13 protein-coding genes are annotated in these 15,834 nt (G+C 72.2%); 11 read left to right on the top strand and 2 right to left on the bottom strand.

Annotation, left to right across the window (positions count from 1 at the left end; translation table 11 throughout):
- Nucleotides 1-134: 134 nt before the first annotated feature.
- The 4 genes from hutU (at nt 135) to hutI (ending at nt 5,702) form a co-directional block, all read left to right on the top strand.
- Complete coding sequence (hutU, locus tag OG254_RS20010) at nt 135-1,799, top strand: urocanate hydratase (protein ID WP_351194435.1); 1,665 nt, start codon at nt 135-137, stop codon at nt 1,797-1,799.
- Between the two features lie 74 nt (nt 1,800-1,873).
- Nucleotides 1,874-3,076 carry an allantoate amidohydrolase gene (locus OG254_RS20005; RefSeq protein ID WP_351194640.1) on the top strand — a complete coding sequence of 401 codons (1,203 nt, stop codon included), beginning with the start codon at nt 1,874-1,876 and terminating at the stop codon, nt 3,074-3,076.
- A complete protein-coding gene (locus OG254_RS20000) occupies nt 3,073-4,410 on the top strand; it encodes a formimidoylglutamate deiminase (RefSeq protein WP_405583577.1) in 1,338 nt (445 codons plus the stop codon). Before OG254_RS20005 ends, OG254_RS20000 begins: the two co-directional genes overlap by 4 nt.
- A complete protein-coding gene (hutI, locus tag OG254_RS19995; protein ID WP_405583575.1) occupies nt 4,407-5,702 on the top strand; it encodes an imidazolonepropionase in 1,296 nt (431 codons plus the stop codon). Before OG254_RS20000 ends, hutI begins: the two co-directional genes overlap by 4 nt.
- Here the strand turns inward: hutI and OG254_RS19990 are convergent, their stop codons facing one another.
- Complete coding sequence (locus OG254_RS19990; RefSeq protein ID WP_405583573.1) at nt 5,703-7,283, bottom strand: RICIN domain-containing protein; 1,581 nt, start codon at nt 7,281-7,283, stop codon at nt 5,703-5,705.
- A gap of 227 nt (nt 7,284-7,510) precedes the next feature.
- Nucleotides 7,511-8,464, bottom strand: coding sequence for an RNA polymerase sigma factor SigF (locus OG254_RS19985; protein WP_351194429.1), 954 nt, complete (start codon nt 8,462-8,464; stop codon nt 7,511-7,513).
- Between the two features lie 238 nt (nt 8,465-8,702).
- Here OG254_RS19985 and OG254_RS19980 point away from each other — a divergent pair, with 238 nt between their 5' ends.
- The 7 genes from OG254_RS19980 (at nt 8,703) to OG254_RS19950 (ending at nt 15,791) form a co-directional block, all read left to right on the top strand.
- A complete protein-coding gene (locus OG254_RS19980; RefSeq protein WP_405583570.1) occupies nt 8,703-9,089 on the top strand; it encodes an STAS domain-containing protein in 387 nt (128 codons plus the stop codon).
- A gap of 235 nt (nt 9,090-9,324) precedes the next feature.
- The gene (locus OG254_RS19975) at nt 9,325-9,918 is read left to right on the top strand and encodes an ATP-binding protein (protein ID WP_405583568.1); all 594 of its coding nucleotides are present in this window, start codon (nt 9,325-9,327) and stop codon (nt 9,916-9,918) included.
- A 248-nt stretch (nt 9,919-10,166) separates the two neighbouring features.
- Nucleotides 10,167-11,531: a serine--tRNA ligase gene (gene serS, locus OG254_RS19970; RefSeq protein ID WP_405583566.1), complete on the top strand. Its 1,365-nt coding sequence runs from the start codon at nt 10,167-10,169 to the stop codon at nt 11,529-11,531.
- A gap of 232 nt (nt 11,532-11,763) precedes the next feature.
- Entirely contained in the window at nt 11,764-12,450 is a 687-nt protein-coding gene (locus OG254_RS19965) for an LPXTG cell wall anchor domain-containing protein (protein WP_405583564.1), read from the top strand.
- A 31-nt stretch (nt 12,451-12,481) separates the two neighbouring features.
- Nucleotides 12,482-13,339 (top strand): hypothetical protein, encoded by an 858-nt coding sequence (locus OG254_RS19960; RefSeq protein ID WP_405583562.1) that lies wholly within the window; start codon nt 12,482-12,484, stop codon nt 13,337-13,339.
- Nucleotides 13,336-14,421, top strand: coding sequence for a hypothetical protein (locus OG254_RS19955; protein ID WP_405583560.1), 1,086 nt, complete (start codon nt 13,336-13,338; stop codon nt 14,419-14,421). The genes OG254_RS19960 and OG254_RS19955 overlap by 4 nt, the downstream gene beginning before the upstream one ends.
- 62 nt (nt 14,422-14,483) lie before the next feature.
- Entirely contained in the window at nt 14,484-15,791 is a 1,308-nt protein-coding gene (locus OG254_RS19950; RefSeq protein WP_405595091.1) for a hypothetical protein, read from the top strand.
- The last annotated feature ends 43 nt before the right edge of the window (nt 15,792-15,834 follow it).

Raw genomic sequence — 15,834 nt, 5'->3', positions numbered from 1 at the left:
GCCCATGCATCCAGCCAAACACCCGGGGCGCGGCGGTGCTGGCGCACCAATGTATTGACTAGCTCTATTCAGGCGGCCAGGATGTGAATATCAACCTCAACAGTTCGCAGTCACAGTCCGCTGGGAGGCAGACCATGTCAGGACCCCGCCCCGTCCGAGCGCCGCGCGGTACGGAACTGAGTGCCCTGGGATGGCAGCAGGAAGCCGCCCTGCGGATGCTCCAGAACAACCTCGACCCCGAGGTCGCCGAGCACCCCGACAAGCTCGTCGTCTACGGCGGCACCGGCAAGGCCGCCCGCGACTGGCGCTCCTTCGACGCCATGGTCCGTACGCTGCGGACCCTGAAGCAGGACGAGACGATGCTCGTCCAGTCCGGCCGCCCCGTCGGCGTCATGCAGACCCACGAGTGGGCCCCGCGCGTCCTCATCGCCAACTCCAACCTGGTCGGCGACTGGGCCAACTGGGAGGAGTTCCGCCGCCTGGAGGCCCTCGGCCTCACCATGTACGGCCAGATGACGGCCGGCTCCTGGATCTACATCGGCACCCAGGGCATCCTCCAGGGCACCTACGAGACCTTCGCCGCCGTCGCCGCGAAGAAGTTCAACGGCACCCTCGCCGGGACGATCACCCTCACCGCCGGCCTCGGCGGCATGGGCGGCGCCCAGCCGCTCGCCGTGACCATGAACGACGGCGTCGCGATCTGCATCGACTGCGACCCGCGCGCCATCGAGCGCCGCATCGAGCACCGCTACCTGGACGTGAAGGCCGACTCGCTCGACCACGCGCTCCAGCTGGCCACCGAGGCCCGCGACGCCCGCCGCCCGCTGTCCATCGGCGTCCTCGGCAACGCCGCCGAGCTGGTCCCGCAGCTCCTCGCGATGGGCGCGCCCATCGACATCGTGACGGACCAGACGTCCGCCCACGACCCGCTGGCGTATCTGCCGCTGGGCGTCGCCTTCGAGGACATGGCCGATGCCGCCGCCAAGGACCCGGCGGGCTTCACCACCAGGGCCCGCGAGGCGATGGCCACGCACGTCGAGGCCATGGTCGGCTTCATGGACGCCGGCGCCGAGGTCTTCGACTACGGCAACTCTATCCGCGGCGAGGCCCAACTCGCCGGATACGACCGGGCGTTCGCCTTCCCCGGGTTCGTCCCCGCCTACATCCGCCCCCTCTTCTGCGAGGGCAAGGGCCCCTTCCGCTGGGCCGCCCTCTCCGGCGACCCGGCCGACATCGCCAAGACCGACAAGGCGATCCTCGACCTCTTCCCGGAGAACGAGTCCCTCGCCCGCTGGATCAAGCTGGCCGGCGAGCGGGTCCACTTCCAGGGCCTGCCCGCGCGCATCTGCTGGCTCGGCTACGGCGAGCGGGACAAGGCGGGCGAGCGCTTCAACGACATGGTGGCGAGCGGAGAGCTGGCCGCGCCGCTGGCGATCGGGCGCGACCACCTCGACTGCGGTTCGGTGGCGTCTCCCTACCGCGAGACCGAGGCGATGCTCGACGGGTCGGACGCGATCGCCGACTGGCCGCTGCTGAACGCCATGGTGAACGTGGCGTCCGGTGCGTCGTGGGTGTCCCTCCACCACGGTGGCGGCGTCGGGATGGGGCGGTCCATCCACGCCGGGCAGGTGACGGTGGCCGACGGCACGAAGCTGGCCGGGGAGAAGATCCGGCGGGTGCTGACGAACGACCCCGGGATGGGTGTCATCCGGCACGTGGACGCGGGCTACGACATCGCGGAGTCGGTTGCGGACGAGCGCGGCGTGCGGGTTCCGATGCGCGAGGGTGACGACGCGTGACCCAGCACCAAGGTGAGCCCGGCGGTCCACAGTCCGTGCGGACCGCCGGCCCGACCGGCAGCTCGTTCCACGAGATGTGGCGCGAGCTCCTCCCCATCGGCCGGCACCCCGACTCCCACGGCTACCGGCGCTTCGCCTGGACCGGCGCCGACCTCGACTGCCGGGCCTGGTTCAAGGACCAGGCCGAGAGCCGCGGGCTCGGCTACGAGGTCGACCGCAACGGCAACCAGTGGGCCTGGCTCGGGGACCCCGCCGCCGGGGACGCCGTCGTCACCGGGTCGCATCTCGACTCCGTGCCGGACGGGGGCGCCTTCGACGGGCCCCTGGGTGTCGTCTCCTCCTTCGCCGCGCTCGACGAACTGCGCGGCCGGGGCGCGGACCTCGCGAGGCCCCTCGCCATCGTCAACTTCGGCGACGAGGAGGGCGCCCGGTTCGGGCTCGCCTGCGTCGGGTCGCGGCTCACCGCAGGACAGCTCACCGTCGAGGGCGCCCACAAGCTGACCGACGGCGACGGCGTCAGCCTGCCCCGGGCCATGGAGGCCGCCGGATACGACCCCGACACCATCGGCGCCGACCCCGAGCGGCTCGACCGCATCGGTGCCTTCGTCGAGCTGCACGTCGAGCAGGGCCGGGCGCTGGACCTGTCCGGTGACCGGGTCGGCATCGCCAGCGCCATCTGGCCGCACGGCCGGTGGCGGTTCGACTTCCGGGGCGAGGCCAACCACGCGGGCACCACCCGTCTCGTGGACCGGCGCGACCCCATGCTGACCTACGCCGAGACCGTGCTCGCCGCCCGACGCGAGGCCGAACTCGCCGGCGCCGTCGCCACCTTCGGCAAGATCGCCGTCGAGCCCAACGGCGTCAACGCCATCCCCTCCCTGGTGCGCGGCTGGCTCGACTCCCGGGCCGAGGACCAGACGAGTCTCGACACCGTCGTCGGCGGCATCGAGAAGGCGGCCCGCCAGTACGCGGACGCGCACGGCATCGACCTCGACATCGTGCGCGAGTCCTTCACGCCCGTCGTCGAGTTCGACCACGCCCTGCGCGACGAACTGGGCCGCATCCTGGGCAAGGCCACCGACCTCACCGTGCCCGTCCTGGGGACCGGGGCCGGACACGACGCCGGAATCCTCTCCGGGCGCATCCCGACCGCCATGCTGTTCGTACGCAACCCCACGGGTGTCTCGCACTCCCCGGCCGAGTTCGCCGCCGAGGACGACTGCGTGGCCGGGGTCCTCGCACTCGCCGACGTACTGGAAGGGCTGGCCCGCAGGTGACATCGAAGACCTACTGGCTGGAGCACGCCTGGCTCGACACCTACGTCGAGCCGGGCGTCGCCCTGGACGTACGCGAAGGCCGCATCGCCGCCGTACGCACCGACGTCCCCACCCCGCCCCCCGGCGCCGAGATCCTGCGCGGTCTCACCCTCCCCGGTCTGGCGAACGCGCACAGCCATGCCTTCCACCGCGCCCTGCGCGGCACCGTCCAGGTCGGCTCCGGCACCTTCTGGACCTGGCGCGAGGTCATGTACGCCACGGCCGGCCGGCTCACCCCCGAGACCTACCACGCCCTCGCCCGCGCCGTGTACGCAGAGATGGCGCTGGCGGGCATCACCTCGGTGGGCGAGTTCCACTACCTCCACCACGCGCCGGGTGGCATCCCCTACGCCGACCCCAACGCGATGGGCGAGGCCCTCATCGCGGCCGCCGCCGAAGCCGGTATCCGCATCACCCTCCTCGACACCGCCTACCTCTCCTCCGGCTTCGGGCAGGCGCCCACCAGCCACCAGCTCCGCTTCTCCGACGGCGACGCCGAGGCCTGGGCCGAACGCTCTTCACTTCTCAAGGAACGGGATCACGCACGGATCGGCGCGGCGGTCCACTCCGTACGGGCCGTGCCCGCCGACCAGTTGGAGACCGTGGCGCGGTGGGCCGAGGAGCGGCGCGCCCCGCTCCATGTGCACCTGTCCGAGCAGACCGCCGAGAACGAGGCGTGCCTGGAGGTCCACGGCTGCACCCCGACCCAGCTCCTCGCCCTGCACGGCATCCTCGGACCGCGCACCACCGGCGTCCACAACACCCACCTCACCGCCGAGGACATCTCCCTCATCGGCGGCAGCGGCACCGGCACCTGTATGTGCCCGACCACCGAGCGGGACCTCGCGGACGGCATCGGGCCGGCCGTCGCCCTGCAGAACGAGGGCTCACCGCTCTCCCTCGGCTCCGACAGCCACGCCGTGATCGACCTGCTCGAAGAGGCGCGCGCGATGGAGCTCAACGAGCGCCTGCGCACCCGCACCCGGGGTCACTGGACGGCCGCGGCCCTGCTGCGGGCGGCCTCGGCCGACGGCCACGCGGCCCTCGGCTGGGAGGACGCGGGCACCCTGGAGGCCGGTGCGCTCGCCGACTTCACCACGATCGCGCTCGACTCGGTCAGGACGGCAGGGCCGCTCGCGCGGCTCGGGGCCGAGACGGCCGTATTCGCCGCGTCGGCAGCAGACGTGTCGCATACGGTCGTGGGAGGTCGGCACGTCGTACGGGACGGGGTCCACACCCTCGTACCGGATGTGCCGAAGGCCCTCGCGGACGCCGTCGCAGCCCTGCGCGGATGACAAGGGGCCGCCCACCCGCGCGGCCCGCCTCCGCCCCCGAACCCGACCCCACCGCCGACCAGGCAACCAAGGACGCCATGAGCAACGCGACGACCGTCAGCCCCGCCCACTCCGCGAGCACCGCCAGCACGCTCATCACCAACATCGCCGCCCTGGTCACCAACGACCCCTCCTCCGGTGACGGATCCCCCCTCGGACTGGTCCAGGACGCGGCCGTCGTCATCGAGGGCGACCGCATCGCGTGGACCGGTGATCAAAGCAAAGCACCCGCCACTGACAATCGGGTCGACGCCGGTGGCAGGGCGGTGATCCCGGGCTTCGTGGACTCCCACTCGCACATCGTCTTCGCGGGCGACCGGACGCAGGAGTTCAACGCCCGGATGTCGGGGCGGGCGTACAGCGCGGGCGGCATCCGCACGACGGTCGCGGCCACCCGGGCGGCGAGCGACGAGGACCTCGAAGCCAACCTCACCCGTTATCTCCGCGAGGCCCTGCGCCAGGGCACCACCACCTTCGAGACCAAGTCCGGCTACGGCTTGACGGTCGAGGACGAGGCCCGCGCCCTGCGCATCGCCGCCGCCCACACCGACGAGGTCACCTACCTCGGCGCCCACATCGTCTCGCCGGACTATGCCGAGGACCCGGCGGCCTATGTCGCCCTCGTCACCGGCGAGATGCTCGACGCCTGTGCCCCGTACGCCCGTTGGATCGACGTCTTCTGCGAGAAGGGCGCCTTCGACGGCGACCAGGCCCGCGCGATCCTCACGGCGGGCAAGGCGAAGGGGCTGCACCCGCGCATCCACGCCAACCAGCTCTCCTACGGCCCCGGCGTCCAGCTCGCGGTCGAACTCGACGCCGCCAGCGCCGACCACTGCACCCACCTCACGGACGCGGACGTCGACGCCCTGGCCAGCGGCAACACGGTCGCCACCCTGCTCCCCGGCGCCGAGTTCTCCACCCGCGCCGAGTGGCCGAACGCCCGCCGCCTGCTGGACGCGGGCGTCACGGTCGCCCTGTCCACCGACTGCAACCCGGGCTCGTCGTTCACCTCCTCCGTCCCGTTCTGCGTCGCGCTCGCGGTACGGGACATGGGGATGACCCCGGACGAGGCGGTCTGGTCCGCCACGGCGGGCGGCGCGGCGGCCCTGCGCCGCGCCGACATCGGCCGCCTCACCCCGGGCGCCCGCGCGGACCTGCTCCTGCTCGACGCACCGAGCCATGTCCACCTGGCCTACCGGCCGGGCGTCCCGCTGGTCAGCGAGGTGTGGCGGAGCGGCGTGCGCGAGGTCTGATCAGGCGGCCCCGGCCCGCCAGCGCTGCCCCGCACTCCCGCTCACCGACTCCAGCGACAGCCCGTCCCCGGCGCCGCCGGCCGGTGTCACGACCGTGTCGATGGCGATGGCGGGCCGGATCATCCCGTAGTCGTCCACCAGGAACATCAGGTTCTGCCCGTTGGACCCATGAACGGAGTCGCACGTCCAGATTCCGACGCCGCGGTCCGTCGAACCCCGGCTGTCCAGGCAGAAGTCGGGATCGGCGGCCGACTGGAGGACGTCGCGGGACGTGTCGACGCGCCAGCGTTGCGTCGCGGACGAACCGCAGGGAGCCGTGACCACATCGGACCCGTTGAAGAAGGCGCCCCCCACATCCAGGCAGAGCCCCGAGCCGACGTTCACCACCTGGGCGAACGTGCCGCCCGGCGGCCGGGTGGGGGAGGGCGTCGGCTTCGGACGTGCCGTCTTCGTCGGCGTCGCACTCTTCGTGGGGGACGGGGACTTGGAACTGCGCGACGGCGACGGTGACGGCGAGGGGGAGGCCGACGGCGTCGCCGAGACGGTGGCCGTCACGGTCACCGCCACCGGTGGCACGCTCACCGGCGAGCTCGCCGCTCCCACCGGATCCTGCGCAGGCGATCCGCCCTGCGCCACCAGGAACGCCACCAGCGGCAGCAGCGCCACCCCGAGCGCCGCCGACACCAGCACGACCCGGCGGCGATCCGCCGGCCGATGCTGCTGCGGCCAACGCCCTTGCGCCGTACGGCCCGTGGCCTCCCGTTCAGCCGCGCCCCGCGCCGCATACCCCGTCCCGCCCCACGGCAGCAGCCCCTCCGCCAGCGCCGTGCGCGGTGTGTCCCGCAGCGCCGACAGCTCCTCGTACGCCGTCGTGCAGTGCGCGCAACGCGCCATGTGGGCGTGCAGGTCGGCGCTGCCGCGGGGGCTGTCCGGCCGTACGGACTCCTCGATGAGGCGGCCGAAGTCGGGGCAGTCCGGGTCGTCGGAGGCGGCGAGGCGGGCCCGCAGGCAGGCCCGGGACAGCTGCTGGAGCGCCGGGTCCGTGCCGTACGTGACGTCCTCGCGGGTGAGGCCGAGCAGGGAAGCGGTCCGTTCCACCGGCTCCCCCTCCACGACGCCGTACCAGATCAGGCCCTGGGTGCGCGGCGGCAGGGACTGGAACGCCGTGAGCATGGGCGGCACCGGGCCCGCGGGGCCGGCCGTGTTCAGCACGAGCAGCAGTCCCGGGTCCAGGCCCGCAGCCCGCTCGTCCATCGCCCAGGTTCCGGCCAGCCGGGCGGTCAGCAGCAGGAGTTGGTGCCGCCAGGGCACGCCGGGGTCGATGCCGCGCGCCGTCTGACGGGCCGCCAGGGCAAACGCCTGGGCCGCCAACTGCCGTGCCGTGGAGTCGTTCGGGGTGCACAGCCGGGCGTAGGCGAGGACATGCGCGTGATGGCGGGCGCGCAGCTCCTGGAGCGCCGTGTACGCGGTGGCCGTGTCGGCGCGCAGCAGTTCGGTGAGCCGTGCGTCGGACGCGCCCGCGTGGACCCCGTGACCACCCTCCTCACGGCCACGATCCCTGTCGTCGTCGGCCCGAGCCATTGCGCCGCCTCCTCGCAGCCTTGCGACCCGCTCGGAGTCCTGACCTACCGGCGGGTATGACGGCTCATAGTGGAGGAAGGGAAGCCGTGGGGAAAGGGTTTCTGTGGGTAACCCGTGAGCTGTCGGTGAAAGATCCGTACGCACTGTGCCCGGTGCCCCGCCGACGAATTCGGCGGGGCACCGGGCACAGTGCACGTCAGCACGGGGGAGGAGAGGCCCCCGGCCGGTCATTCCTCGACCGTCAGGCCCTTTCTGAGCCGGATCAGCGTCCGCGACAACAGGCGCGACACATGCATCTGGGAGATGCCCAGTTCCTCGCCGATCTCCGACTGCGTCAGGCCCGCGACGAACCTCAGGGAGAGGATCTTCCGGTCCCGGGGCGGGAGTTCGGCGATGAGCGGCTTCAGGGACTCGACGTACTCGATGCCCTCGATGCCGTGGTCCTCGTAGCCGATCCGGTCGGCCAGCGCGCCCTCGGCGTCGTCCTCCTCCGGCTGGGCGTCCAGCGAGGAGGCGGTGTAGGCGTTCGACGCCGCCATGCCCTCGACGACCTCGTCCCTGGTCAGCTCCAGCCGCTCGGCCAGTTCCGCCACCGTCGGGGCGCGGTCCAGCTTCTGGGCCAGCTCGTCACCGGCCTTGGCCAGGTCGAGCCGGAGCTCCTGAAGCCGGCGCGGCACTCGCACCGACCACGACGTGTCGCGGAAGAAGCGCTTGATCTCGCCGATGATGGTGGGCATCGCGAAGGTGGGGAACTCCACGCCGCGGCTGAGCTCGAAGCGGTCGATCGCCTTGATCAGGCCGATGGTGCCGACCTGGATGATGTCCTCCATCGGCTCGCTGCGCGAGCGGAAGCGGGAGGCGGCGAACTTGACCAGCGCGAGGTTGAGTTCGACGAGCGTGTTGCGGACGTACGAGTACTCGTGGGTCCCTTCCTCCAGCGACTCCAGCCGCTCGAAGAGGGTCTTGGACAGGGCCCGCGCGTCCACCGGCCCCACCTCGTCGTACGGCGGGATGTCCGGAAGTCCGGCGAGTGCGTCGTCCTGATCGAGGCCCTGTTCGAAGCCTTGTTCGGGAACCATGTCGCTGCTGCGCTCGATGGGATCCAGATGTTCCGGTAGGGATGCCGACGTCGCGTTCTGGGTATGCGATGCGTCGAGCCGGGGTGACATGATGTCCTCCATCGTTCTCGGCATATGGCTGCCGAAGCCTGTCGGTGCACTGCGGTGTGCGGCGCCTCCAAGCCGGCCGAGTCGGTTACGTGTCTCTACTAGCCCTACCCGCTTTCCGGAGCCCACCGCAAGTGCGCTCTGGTCCGAAATGTCCGATTCTGTGTGGATGTTCGGGTGTTGGGGGACGTAGGGAAGGCGTAGTGTTCGAGAGCGTCAGTCAGCAGCCACGACGTCGGGAGTGAGAGACGGCATGGACCGCGGGACCGTCGGCAGCGCACAGTCTGGCCGACTTCTGGTCGAGGTGCGGGAAGAGGGCTCCAGTGCCGTCGTGACCCCGGCGGGTGAGTTGGATCACCACACCGCCGATTTGTTGCGTGAGCCACTTGAGGACTGCCTCGACAAAGGCTTCAGCCGACTGGTCGTCGACTGCTCGCGGCTCGAGTTCTGTGACTCCACAGGGCTGAACGTGCTGCTCGGGGCGCGGCTGAAGGCGGAAGCCGCCGGTGGCGGGGTGCATCTCGCGGGCATGCTGCCCGTAGTCGCCCGCGTGTTCGAGATCACGGGGGCCGAGGCGGTCTTCACGGTCCACGACTCGCTGGCAGACGCCCTGGCGGACGGGGCCGACGGCTCGGGCTGACCCCTGGCGTCCGGCGCTGCATCAGACGTCACATCATTCGGCCCGAATACAGGGGTGTTCCCTCGGCAGGCTCGGGCAGGAGACACCCTGAACCTGTCGGCTGTGATGTCGGCCACCGGGGGTGGGGATTGTGACCGACGTATCAGGCAAGGGCATGTACCTACGTACTGACTCTGCGTACTGATTTGTGAATCGTGTGAATGTTGAACTGGTGAATCGGTGAGGTGAAGCGCTGATGAGCACCACCCGGCCTTTCTCGCCGGGCGACCGCGGCCGTGAGCCCAGCGGCGCTTCCGGGGCGTCCGAGGGGGGCGTGCCGGGGACGGGGGCCGCCGAGCGGGACGCGTCGGCGGCGGGAGCGTCCGACGGGGGCGCCGTGCCGTCCCTGGGGCCCGAGGAGTCCGCAGAGGCGTCCGCGGGGCGTCAGGTCCGCCGGCTGGACTTCGAGGGCCGCAGCGGGGTCGTCCCGCTCGCCCGCGACTTCGCCCGGCAGGCGCTGTACGCCTGGGGCTGGATGCCCGCGGCCACCGCGGACCAGCGGGCCGCCGCCGAGGACGTGCTGCTCGTGGTCTCCGAGCTGGTCACCAACGCCTGCCTGCATGCCGAGGGACCGGACGAGATGTGGATCGCCTGCGACAACAAGGTGATCCGCATCGAGGTCACCGACAAGGGCACCGGCCAGCCCGCACCCCGCACCCCGCACCGCGCGGGGCGTCCCGGCGGCCACGGCATGTTCATCGTGCAGCGGCTGTGCCTGGACTGGGGCGTCATGCGGACGCCCGGCGTCGCGGGCAAGACGGTGTGGGCGGAGCTGGGCGCTCCGGCGTAGGGCGCCCCTCCCGACACGGTGGAAAATCGGTTCCGCCCTGCCGAGAGGCTGCTCTACGCTCCCTGCAACGCGCTGACGGAGACAAGTAGCCGGGTCCGCGAGCCGAGAGAGCCGCCCATCGCTGTGAAGGCGGCCTCGCGTCCCTGGTGAATCCACTCCCGAGTGCGGGGAGGAAATGCCCCGCCGGCCGGCCCCCGTCATCGGGCCCGACGAGATCGTCGTACGGCCCCTACGGTCGTCGTACGGCGATGAAGGCGTGGTGGCACCGCGAGCACCCTCTCGCCCACGCCCCGAGGGACCACCCCGGGGCGGACCCTGCCGCTCCGGTCGACCGGACGGAGCAGAGCGCCATGCTCGACGTCACCCTCATTCGACAGCACCCCGACCAGGTCCGCGCCGGCCTGCGTAAACGCGGCGCCGACGCCGACATCCCGGCCTTCCTCGCCCTCGACGACGAGTTCCGTGAGGCGCGCGCCGCCGTGGAGCGGCTGCGCGGCGAGCGGCGGCGGATCTCGGCCGGGATCGACGTACGACGCCGTACCGACGACCCCGCGGACGAGCTGCGGGCCGAGGCCAAGGCCCAGGCCGAGCGGCTCGCCGAGGCCGAGGCGGGCCTCGCCGGGCTCGCCGCCCGCCATCAGGAGTTCCTCGACGCCCTGCCCAACCTCCCGGACGACGACGTGGCGGCGGGCGGCAAGGAGCACAACGAGGTCCTGCGGAGCGTGGGCGCCCCGCCCGCCTTCGCCTTCCCGGCCCGCGACCACGTCCGCCTCGCCCAGGAGCTCGGCCTGATCGACTACCAGCGGGGCACGGCCCTCGCCGGGAACGGCCACTGGATCTACTGCGGCGAGGGCGCCGCCCTGGAGTGGGCGCTGCTCAACCACTTCCTGGACGCCCATCGCCGGGCAGGCTACGAGTTCGTGCTGCCCCCGCATCTGCTGACGTACGAGGCCGGGTACACGGCCGGGCAGTTCCCGAAGTTCGCCGACGAGGTCTACCGCGTGGACGACCGCTTCCTGTTGCCCACCGCCGAGACCGCCCTGGTGAACCTCCATCGCGGCGAGACGCTCGACGAGCGGGACCTGCCGCGCCGGTACGTCGCCTACACGCCCTGCTACCGCAGGGAGAGCGGCAGCCACCGGACGGCGGACCGCGGGACGCTGCGGGGGCACCAGTTCAACAAGGTGGAGCTGTTCCAGTTCGCGAAGCCCGGGGATTCGGACGCCGCGCACCTCGAACTGCTCGCCCGCGCCGAGGAGCTGGTCGCCGGGCTCGGGCTCCACCACCGGGTCACCAAGCTCGCCGCCGGGGACACCAGCCCCGCGCAGGCCAAGACCTACGACGTGGAGGTCTGGCTGCCGAGCCTCGGCGCGTATGCCGAGGTCAGCTCGGTGTCGAACGCCCGTGAGTACCAGGCGAGACGCGGCGCCATCCGGTACCGCCCGGCCGGCGGCGGCAAGGCGGCGTACGTCCACACCCTCAACGCCTCGGGCCTCGCCACCAGCCGGCTCGTGCCCGCGATCCTGGAGCAGCACCAGCGGGCGGACGGGACCGTGGCCGTGCCGGAGGCGCTGTGGCGGTGGGGGTTGCCCGAGGTGCTGGGTGCGGCCTGACCTTGAGTTACTCGGGTTGCCTCGCGATGACCGCACCGGTCACGTCGGCCGACCTGTTTTTCTGCTGGGGGTCCGGGGGTTGTCCCCCGGGAGCATGCAGTACCGGGGGTCACCCCCTCCACTCGGTGCACGCCGGATCGCCACAACTCCGGTGTGCACCGTGTCTTCCTTCCTCGGGGCCCCGGGCGTACCTTGACGGCCGATCTGATATGCCGTCAGGAATGAGGGGACCGTGTCGAAGCAGAAGCGAACCGCCGCGCTCGCGACCGTCGCGGCCCTGGCCGGCTCGGCGGTGCTGATGGCCGCCCCCGCGGCCAGGGCCGAGGTCGTCGACGTCAACTACGCCTGCAAGACGCCGATCGGCGACAAGAGCGCCGTCTCGCCCATCGACATCAAGGGCGTCAAGAGCGGCAGCGGGTACAAGATCACCATGTCGTGGCAGAAGGGCGTCTCGTCCAGCCCGGTCGAGCTGGGCAAAGGTGCGATGAGCCCGAGCGCCACCATCAAGCTGGGCGGCGCCGACAGCGGCACCATGAACGTGACCGGCCCCGCCAACCAGGAGGCCATTCCCGCCAACACCCCCATCAAGATCAACGACTTGACGGGCACGTACACCCCGAAGAAGACCGGCAAGGTCACCTTCACTGCGGGCATCCTCACCATCAAGGCCCTCGGCACGACCACCACCTGCACGCCGGCCAACAGCCCCAAGCCGTCGCTGAGCCTTGACGTGACGGCGGCGGGCGGCGGCGGGGCCGACGGCGGACCCCAGAGCGGCTCCGGCTCGGGCGACGAGCTCCCGCAGACCGGCCCCGAGGACTCGGCGATCGCCCTCGGCACCCTGGGCGGCACGGTCCTGCTCGCGGGTGCGGCGGGCGCGCTGTGGCTGACGCGCAGGGGGCAGACAGCACGCCGCTGAACGCCCCCGTATGACAGCGCTGGAGCCGCCGATGTCGTCAGCCGCCCGTGTCCTGTGTCTGCCCCTGCTGCTTGTGTCCCTGCTGGCGGTGGCCCCCACGGCGACCGCCGCCGATGCCTGGCTCGTCGCGCCCTCCGGGGGCGGGCGCCCGTCCTTCTACACCGAGGGCGGGCCCGGGACGGTCCAGCAGGACACGGTGTCCGTGACGAACCGCGGCGCCGAGCCGGTCACCGTACGGCTGACCGGCACCGGCGTGCCGATCGCCTTCGCCGAGAGCCGGGTGCGGATCCCGGCCCGCACCCGTGCCGAGGTCCCGTTCACGGTGAGCGTCCCGACGGGCACGGCCCCCGGTGACCGCGCGGGCGGGATCGTCGCCCGGGACACCGACGGCCGCGCGCAGACCGTCCCGCTCCGCCTGCGCGTCACCGGCCCGGAGCTGTCCGCGCTGACCGTCGAGCATGTGGCGGTGAATGCCGACGGCATCACATACGAGCTGGTCAACAGGGGTACGACCGCCATCGCTCCGAGCCTCGCGGTGCGCGCCGACGGTGTCTTCGGCCGCCTCCTCGACCGCGCCCCGCGCCCCCTGCCCGTCGACCTGCCCCCGGGCAGCCGCACCCGGCTCACCGAGCCCTGGCCCGACCGGCCCGCGCTCGACGCGGCCGACCTGCGGCTGACGGTGACGGCGGCGGGCGGGGCGGCCGACACCGCGCAGGCGTCGGTGCGGTTCGTGCCGTGGGGCGCGGTGGCGGGGGCCGCGGGGGCGCTCGCGGCGGCGGGCGCCCTCTTCGCCGTACGACGCCGAAGGCGGCGGGGGCCGAACGGCGGCGAGGCGAGCGAAGCCGAACGGCCTTGGCGGCAGCCGGAGTTGACGGGAGTGGGGACGTGAGCGGCAGGGTGCGGATTCCGGCGCTGGTGGCGGTACTGGCGCTGCTGTTGCCGCCGATGGCGGCCGTGAGCGCGTCGGCGGCCGACGGCCCGCCCGCCGTGAAGCTGTCCAAGTCCCAGGCGGGGACGGGCGGCTCGGTCACCGTGACCGGCAGCGGCTGGCGGCCCCGCGCGCTGCTGATGCTCCTGATCTGCGGCCAGTCCGTGCCGTCGACCGGGGTGACCGGCGGCACCAACTCCTGTGCCAACGCGGACGGCAGGGCCGTGACGACGGACGCCGCGGGCCGCTTCAGCCGCAAGCTGCCCGTGGCCGAGCCGCCCGTGCCGTGCCCGTGCGTCGTGCACGTGGCGACGGTGACCGGGGCGAAGGCCGAGGCCGACGCGATCTTCCAGGTCGCCGGACACGCGGTCGAGCCGCTGCCCGCGGAGTCGGCGGGCGGACGCCTGTCGGTCCTCACGGACACCCGGCTGGACGGCTCCGGCGGCCTGCTCACCTGGTTCGGCGCCCCGCCGGCCCGCACGCTCGTCTTCACGGTCGGCAACGTCGGCACCTCCGCCGTCAAGAACCCGGTCTTCCAGGTCGGCACCTCCCACGGCGTGTTCGCCCCGCAGTGGGAGGAACAGCAGTGGCGCGGCACGATCCAGCCGGGCCGCAAGGCACGCATCGAGCTGCCGGTGGAGCTCGCCGCCGGGGCGCACGGCGACTACACCGTCTCCCTGAAGTACGGCGGCAAGGTGATGGCCGAGCAGCCCTGGGGCGTGGGCCGGCCCTGGGGCGTGACGCTGTTCTGGATCCTGGTCTGTCTGGTCGTACCGGCGGCGCTGTTCCGGGTCGGGATGGCGGTGGTGGACCGGGTACGGCCGCGAAAGTCGGCCCGCCGCAGGGGCCTGCGCCTGCCCGAGGTCGCCCTGCGCCTGCCGGGGCTGCGGCCCCGGGAAGAGGCGAGGCACGCGGCCTCCCCCTCATCGACCCTGCCGTGGTTCGCACCGGACAGCGATCCGGGCACGGCCGGTCGGCTCTCCGCACCGCACGACGACAGCCCGACGAGTCCCCCGACTCAGACCTGGAAGGGATCCACGTGAGCAAGCGAAGGAGAGTCACACCGGCCCGCCCCCGCAGAGTGAGTGCGGCGGGCGTCGCCCTGATGCTCGGCGGTGCGGGCGTCCTGCTCGGCGTGTCCGCCGGGACCGCCCAGGCGGCGGAGGTGGCGTACGCGACCGAGTGCATCCCGCCCGCCATCTCCGGGCTGCCGCCGGTCCAGGGCACGACGAAGGTGGAGATCACCGCGCCCGCCGAGGCGAAGGTCGGCGACGAGGTGGAGGTCGTCTGGAAGTTCGTCCAGGCGGCGTCGAAGAACCCGAACATCCTCGACCTGGAGGCGAACACGGTCCAGCCGACGGGCACCTTGAAGGCGGCCGGCGCGCAGACCGGGGACATCGCCATGCAGGGCCCGCGGGAGAACCCGCCGATCCCCAAGAACAGCGACATGAAGCTGTCCGACATGAAGGGCAAGCTGAAGCTGACGGCGCCGGGCGAGGTGACGCTGACGCCGGACGCGTACAACATCAACGTCAACAAGCCGATCTCCACGGACACCAAGTGCACGCCCAAGGAGACGGTGAAGCAGGCGGCGACGATCAAGGTGACGGACGCCGGCGGAAGCTCGGGCGGTACGACGGGCGGCCTGCCGACGGTGATCCCGACGCTCCCGACGAGCGTGCCGACCGGCCTGCCGACCGGATCCTCCGGCCCGACGCCGAGTGAGAGCGAGACGGGCGGGGACGACGGCGGTACGAGCACCGGTGGCGCGGCCGGGGGCGGTGGCGGCGGCCAGAGCGACTTCACCGGCAAGGAGGTCCAGGTCCCCTACAAGTGCAAGACGCCCATCGGCGACAAGGAGGCGACCTCGCCGGTCCAGATCAACGCCAAGAAGAACGGCGGGAGCTTCGACCTGACGGTCCAGTTCAAGAAGTCGGTGATGGACAGCCCCGCCGACATCCCCAAGGACTCGGTCAAGCCGTCCATGGAGGTCGCCCTCGGCGGCGCCGACAAGGGCACCGTCCATGTCGAGGGCCCGACCAACTCCGAGGACATCAAGGCGGGCGAGCCGATCGAGATCCCCGACCTCACGGGCACGTACAAGCCGGGCGCGAGCGGCGAGTCGACCCTCTCCCCGGGCGTCCTGACGATCAAGGCTCTGGGCACGACGACGACCTGCACCCCCGCCAAGTCGGAGGTCTCCCTGACCCTGGACACGAGCGAGCAGGCGAGCGGGGCGTCCGGCGGCGGTTCGGCGGGAGGCTCCGCCGGCGGCTCGTCGACGAACGGCGGGCTGGCGGCGACGGGCGCGGAGGAGCATGACGCCCTGAAGGCCTTGGGCCTGGTGGCGGGCACGGCACTGCTGCTCGGGGGAGCGGTGTTCACGTTCATGCCGAGGCGCAGGACGCGCTGAGATCTTCAGGGGCGCGGGGCTGTATCAATCTGCGGCTCCGCCG

The organism is Streptomyces sp. NBC_01092 (genome assembly GCF_045039535.1).
In the GTDB taxonomy this organism is placed as follows: Bacteria; Actinomycetota; Actinomycetes; order Streptomycetales; family Streptomycetaceae; genus Streptomyces.
The sequence above is the reverse complement of the archived record's forward strand: the minus strand, read 5'-3'. Positions and strand labels throughout refer to the sequence as shown.

Excerpts from the sequence above, each read along its gene's own strand:
- hutI (WP_405583575.1), top strand. The coding sequence starts at position 4,407 with ATGACAAGGGGCCGCCCACCCGCGCGGCCCGCCTCCGCCCCCGAACCC.
- hutU (WP_351194435.1), top strand. The coding sequence starts at position 135 with ATGTCAGGACCCCGCCCCGTCCGAGCGCCGCGCGGTACGGAACTGAGT.
- OG254_RS19985 (WP_351194429.1), bottom strand. The coding sequence starts at position 8,464 with ATGGAGGACATCATGTCACCCCGGCTCGACGCATCGCATACCCAGAAC.
- OG254_RS19975 (WP_405583568.1), top strand. The coding sequence starts at position 9,325 with ATGAGCACCACCCGGCCTTTCTCGCCGGGCGACCGCGGCCGTGAGCCC.
- serS (WP_405583566.1), top strand. The coding sequence starts at position 10,167 with ATGAAGGCGTGGTGGCACCGCGAGCACCCTCTCGCCCACGCCCCGAGG.
- OG254_RS19950 (WP_405595091.1), top strand. The coding sequence starts at position 14,484 with ATGCTCGGCGGTGCGGGCGTCCTGCTCGGCGTGTCCGCCGGGACCGCC.
- OG254_RS19980 (WP_405583570.1), top strand. The coding sequence starts at position 8,703 with ATGGACCGCGGGACCGTCGGCAGCGCACAGTCTGGCCGACTTCTGGTC.
- OG254_RS19960 (WP_405583562.1), top strand. The coding sequence starts at position 12,482 with ATGTCGTCAGCCGCCCGTGTCCTGTGTCTGCCCCTGCTGCTTGTGTCC.
- OG254_RS20005 (WP_351194640.1), top strand. The coding sequence starts at position 1,874 with ATGTGGCGCGAGCTCCTCCCCATCGGCCGGCACCCCGACTCCCACGGC.
- OG254_RS19990 (WP_405583573.1), bottom strand. The coding sequence starts at position 7,283 with ATGGCTCGGGCCGACGACGACAGGGATCGTGGCCGTGAGGAGGGTGGT.